Origin of the sequence: Lutibacter sp. (genome assembly GCF_040883305.1) — a bacterium.
GTDB lineage: Bacteria > Bacteroidota > Bacteroidia > Flavobacteriales > Flavobacteriaceae > Lutibacter.
The window spans coordinates 1-5,553 of record NZ_JBFLKT010000414.1; the positions used below are offsets into that span (position 1 = coordinate 1).

At 31.9% G+C, this 5,553-nt stretch carries 5 protein-coding genes; all 5 read left to right on the forward strand.

Annotated elements, in window-relative coordinates; translation table 11 throughout:
• Positions 1 to 261: restriction endonuclease subunit S (locus AB1Z17_RS13355; protein ID WP_368052267.1), on the forward strand; the 261-nt coding region annotated here is incomplete at its 5' end.
• Positions 258 to 2,363 carry a DUF4357 domain-containing protein gene (locus tag AB1Z17_RS13360; RefSeq protein ID WP_368052268.1) on the forward strand — a complete coding sequence of 702 codons (2,106 nt, stop codon included), beginning with the start codon at positions 258 to 260 and terminating at the stop codon, positions 2,361 to 2,363. The genes AB1Z17_RS13355 and AB1Z17_RS13360, both read left to right, overlap by 4 nt.
• Before the next feature lie 33 nt (positions 2,364 to 2,396).
• Complete coding sequence (locus AB1Z17_RS13365; RefSeq protein WP_368052269.1) at positions 2,397 to 3,584, forward strand: hypothetical protein; 1,188 nt, start codon at positions 2,397 to 2,399, stop codon at positions 3,582 to 3,584.
• Positions 3,585 to 3,590: 6 nt separating this feature from the next.
• Positions 3,591 to 4,157 (forward strand): hypothetical protein, encoded by a 567-nt coding sequence (locus tag AB1Z17_RS13370; protein WP_368052270.1) that lies wholly within the window; start codon positions 3,591 to 3,593, stop codon positions 4,155 to 4,157.
• On the forward strand, positions 4,141 to 5,553 hold a 1,413-nt coding region (locus AB1Z17_RS13375; RefSeq protein WP_368052271.1), incomplete at its 3' end, for an ATP-binding protein. The genes AB1Z17_RS13370 and AB1Z17_RS13375, both read left to right, overlap by 17 nt.

Consider the following 5,553-nt stretch of genomic DNA (forward strand, 5'->3'; position numbering starts at 1 on the left):
CCTGAATATTTATTTTATTATACTAAGTCTTATCCATTTAAGAAATGGATTGAATCAAATCAAAGAATTTCAGGACAACCAAATATTAATGGACAAGAATTTTTACAATCACCATTAATACTACCTCCATTGGATGTTCAGAAGGAAATTTCAAGTTTGATTCAAAAGAAAAAAGCTGAAATTGTGGAATTAAAAAATAAAGCTATTGAAAATAAGGAATTAGCTATCATAGAATTAGAAAACGAAATATTTGAATCATGAAAATAAAAGAATTGAAAATTGAAGGATATAAAAACTTAGAAATCAAACTTGTTCATGATTCCGATATTATTGCTCTAATTGGTAAAAATGGTAGTGGCAAAAGTAACCTATTAGAAGCATTGAGTTTCATATTTAAAAGTTTATACAATCCTAAAGAGTCTGTTTGGTTCGATTATACCATTGAATATCAAAACACCAATAATCAAACCATTAGGATTGAGAAAGAGAAATCGAAAATTCTATATTATTTGAATGCCAAGGCTCAAGTCTCAATAAATGACTACTTACCCAAAAAGTTAGTAGCAATATATAGTGGCGAAGAAGACCGACTTTGGAAAAAATATTACCAACCCATTTATGATGATTTTATAAGTAAAATAAACAAGACTGAAATTCAAGGCTTGGCACTATCCCAAATAATGCCACAAATGCTTTACTTAAACAAACACTATTGGCATTTATCGTTGTTAACATTAGCATTATCGGATGCTCCCGATAACATTAAATTTGTCAAAGAAGTTTTGGGCATTAATCAAATTGACAAAATTAAGTTTGACTTTAAAAAAGATAATTACAAAAACTACAGTAACAGTTTGGTAATGGATTTTATAAGGTCAATAGATGGGAAATCGGAATATACACTTGAAGAATTAAAAGAAGTTTTAGCAAATAAAGCTTTTATCCCCGATGATGTTTATAAATACTTATACATTGCTTTTACTCCAAAATCAAGTAAAATACTCGATGATATTACTATAAAATTCAACGAACACCTAACCATTGAAGATTTAAGCGAGGGTGAAAAGAAATTACTTCTGGTTAAGGCGGCATTTGAGTTCGCAGAACAAGAAGATAGTCTTTTCATTTTGGACGAACCAGATGCTCATGTACACTTAAACAATAAATCACAAATTGTAAAAGCATTTGAACCTTATAAGGATAACAGGCAAATTGTAATAACCACACACTCACCAACTATTACTCAATCGTTGGGCAGAAAGAATCTTTACATGCTTGATTCCGGGCGTGGTGTAGATAAAAAGAAAGAAGCAATAATTGAGGATTTAGCCGGTGAAATATGGAATAAACATCAACAAAATATTTTCCTTACTTCTGGTAAACCAATCACTTTGTTCGTTGAAGGACAGCACGACAAAATGCATATTGAAAAAGCATTCGATGTACTAGGCGAAGATTACCCTGACTTAAATTTTGATGTGTTTAATATGCATGGTGCATCTAATATTCCTCAAATAATTACAGGTTTACGAACCAGTGATATTGAGCACAATAAATTGTTCATTGGGGTGTTTGATAATGATGCTGAAGGAGTAGATTGTTGTAATAAAACTCAGGTAAAGTTTGCCGGGAATGCTAAGCTTGTGAAAAAAGGTTTTGTTTCTTTTTGTTATCCCAAACCATCTACATACAAAAATTCAAATTTGACTATTGAGAATTTATTTGATTCAAAACATTATCAACAAGCCTACAACGAAATTGTATCTGAATATTTATTTGAAAATAAATCTATTGAAGATATATCAACTGATATAAAAGAAAAAGTAAAAGGACGATTAACAGAAATTACTAATAATTTAATCAATCCAGCGGAGTTTGAGAACTTCAAACCTTTATTTGGCAAGATAAATGAAATTTGGGGCTTGTATAATGGGAATAATAGTGAAACTACACAAAATAAAGATTCCTCAGAAGCTTCAAATCCTACAGAAACACCCAATAATCCTGAACCATTAGCTACAACTCCTTTAGCTGAATTTTATATTAATAGGGATAATGTTTCAGCTAAGGGTATTTATAATCCGAAAGATGAATCCATAATTTTATCAAAAGGAAGTCAAGTATTAAAAAAGACAAGTTCATTGTCTCCAGACCAAATTTTAGGCAGGAATAAAATGATTAGTGATAATAATATGAAAGACGAAGGTGAATATTTTGTCGCTACACAGGATATAAAATTTGGTTCACCGAGTGCAGCCGCATCATTTGTATTAGGCGGCAGTAGAAATGGATGGCAATATTGGAAAAACGAGAAAAATAAATCATTAAGTCAAATTTATCGTTCCAGCACGATTAAAATATAGGAATGATATGTTTATTTCAACCTTAAGCTAAATATGTACACCTTCCATTCCATAAAAGAGTTACTCAATGCTCTAGTTCTAGGAAAAGATTTGCTGGGGGAAATGTTTGGCAAACGAAAATCGTTTGATTACCGTTACGACCAGGCTATTGAGTTGATGGAAGAAAGCAAGGTAGATTCCTTAATTGAGAAAGGGATTATTATTCGAAATGGCCGTTATCTGGAAATCGAAGACCAGTTGCTTTCATTTTTTGAGCAAATACTTGATGTTAACGAGGAAATTAACATCTCTCTTATTACTGAGCATATCACCTTGTTAAAGGAGAATATTGATTACTATTTGGCAGAAGATAGTGAGCACCGAAAATATAAATATCTCAAATCAGTAAAGGGCTCTCTGCGTAAGATGGGGTTTATTTGTTTACGTAATATTGTTGACCTTAACCGGAATATCGATAATACCTTTAAAACAGAACCCAACTATAAGATTAAAATAAAGAAGCTTGAAAATTACGACCAACGCAGAATTGACATCAAGAAGCTTATAGCAGTTACGGAACAATTTATAACGGAAGACGAACTTACTTTTTTTGCAACAGCCAAAGATGATGAATTAAACCACGTTACCACAGAATTAAGGTTGCAGCTGCAAGAAGCACGCCATAACCTGATTGAAACAGAGAAACAAATCATCGATTTTCTGAACCAGGTAAAACACCAAAGTAAACTTATCGAGAAAATTCGTCAAGTTAAGTATTTAAAAGACCAATTTGAACTAGAAAGCAAATCGGATATTGTTAAGCTACTTAACAAAATGAATCCGGTGGCGTTCGAAAACAGGCCTGTTTTTCCGGTAAAACTTTCGTTAGATATTTTACAGGATGACGATACTTATGAAATAATTAAAGCGCTAAGCAAAAAAATTAAAAGTACCGTTAAATTAAAAGTACCACTGGCAAAAGCTATTGATGAAACATTTTTTAATGATACGGTAGAAACTGATATTTTTATCGATTTGGAGAAAATGAAAAGTAGTTTTACTGCATCTGGCTATCATTTACTCGATTTTGTAAACCAATATGATTATCCAAAAGAAGTAAGCTTTGAAGAAATAGTAACATGCTATTGCCAACTCATTTCTCTCTATGAAAATGACTTTCGGTTTACAGATAAATATGTGATTTATAAAGGAACAGAGTTTTCAGTCATTTACCCTAAATAAGAAGATATGGCTATAAATAACTTAAAGAAAGACGTATTCGAACAACTTAGTAAAGGTGGTTTTATTTGTTCAAACAGTTCAAGGTCACAAGACCAAAAATTGTTCAGCTTTATTGATGAAAACTTTGATGCTTTAGAGGACTACTTTTTAGAAATCAATTACATATTAACTCAGGGTATTGAATATTATCACTTTACCCGTCCCGAACAAAAAGCCGATATTACCCGCAAACTGGAACAAGCATTCCGATGGATTGATATGGTTGATTTTTTCAAAACTTACAACTCTTCTTTTGGTTCGGGATTTAGGTTCGAACCCCAATCAATTGCAGTGGAATTGAAAGTAAATGCCAATCTAAAAAGCAAACTAAGGGCTTTAAAAAAATATACCCAAACCGATAACGAACTTGATGGAATAAAGAAGTTGGTTGAAAAGTTAAAGAGCGATGGCTTTGTGGAACTTGAAAATGAGATATCTGATTCCTATAAAGTATTAGCCTCGTTTAGTTATCTGGAAACATTAATATTAAGTATTAACCTGTCAGAAGAAGTACAAGATGAGATACCTGAATAAAATTGTCTTTATCAATAGTGCCACTATTCCTTATTCCGAAATTCAACTGGATGGTAACATTCATTTCATTGGCACACAAGGCGTAGGTAAAAGCACTATTCTTCGTGCCATTCTTTATTTTTATAATGCCGATTCCCGAAAATTAGGCATTCCAAATGGTCCTACTGTTAAAAGCTTTGCCGATTGGTATTTAAGCTATGCAAATTCGTACATTATTTATGAAGTGGCAAGAGAAACTGGTGCCTATTGCGTGGTTGCATTTAAATCGCAAAACAGAGTATGCTACCGTTTTATTGATACACCATATTATGCTGAATATTTTATAAAAGAAACTGGAGAGGTATACAACAATTGGGATACAATAAGAGAAAAACTGGATGCCAATAGAATCAATGTATCGTCAATGGTGAATAGTTACGACCAATACCGCGATATTTTATACGGTAATTTTATTGGCAAAAATGAATTTAAAAAATATGCTTTACTCGAAGCAAAACAATATAAAAATATCTATCGAACGATACAAAACGTTTTCTTAAATACAAAACTGGATGCCAATGAGATAAAACAAACCATTATCTCTTCAATGGAAGATGAACACATAACTATTGATTTAGACCAGTATAATCATCACCTTAAAGGATTTGAAATAGAATTAAATGATATTAAGCGATTTCGTTTCCCTTCAGTTCAAAAGCAAGCCGAAAATTCTATTCAAACACTATCTGCAATCAGGCATTTAAAAAGGGAGCAAAGCTCGTTAGCCGGATTTCTTAAATACAGATTAGAAATAATTGAATCCGAAAAGCCAGTACTTCACCTACAAAAAGAAGATAAAGAAAAGTTACTCAATGCAGAGAAGCAAAAACTCAACTACGAAAAGGAATTATTTGAAAAGCGTAAAGTTAAGATTAATGAGAGTGTAAGCCAGTTAAATGGTAAGTTAAAAGATGCCGCTAATCAGAAGAAATTTTACGAGAGCATTAATATTTCAGAGCTTATCAAACGAGTATCTGCTAATGAAGAAAAGAAGTTGGAATTCGAGTCTTTAAAAAACGAACGCACCCTGCTTACAAATAAGTTTAGTGATATCAATAATAAATATGAAGCCCTCATTAAAGAGCAGGAGAATCAGCTAAATGCTTTTGTAAACCAAAAGGATATTCAAAAAGTTGAAATAGAAAAAGAAGTAGTCAAATTCATTTCTGACTTAAATAGCGAGTATGAAAAGCTTTTTAATGCCTTAGAAAGTGAACATGAAACTGAATTAAAAGATAAGGAAACTGAGCTTGATAGAAAAAAAGAAGATGTTCATAATCTTGAAAAGCAAAAAGTTACCATAAAGCATACCAAGTTTTATGAGAAAGAAATCGAGCAGGCTATTCAATCAATTAAC

What these genes read in the sequence shown, in the direction of transcription:
- AB1Z17_RS13365 (WP_368052269.1), top strand. Translation starts at nt 2,397, where the DNA reads ATGTACACCTTCCATTCCATAAAAGAGTTACTCAATGCTCTAGTTCTA.
- AB1Z17_RS13360 (WP_368052268.1), top strand. Translation starts at nt 258, where the DNA reads ATGAAAATAAAAGAATTGAAAATTGAAGGATATAAAAACTTAGAAATC.
- AB1Z17_RS13370 (WP_368052270.1), top strand. Translation starts at nt 3,591, where the DNA reads ATGGCTATAAATAACTTAAAGAAAGACGTATTCGAACAACTTAGTAAA.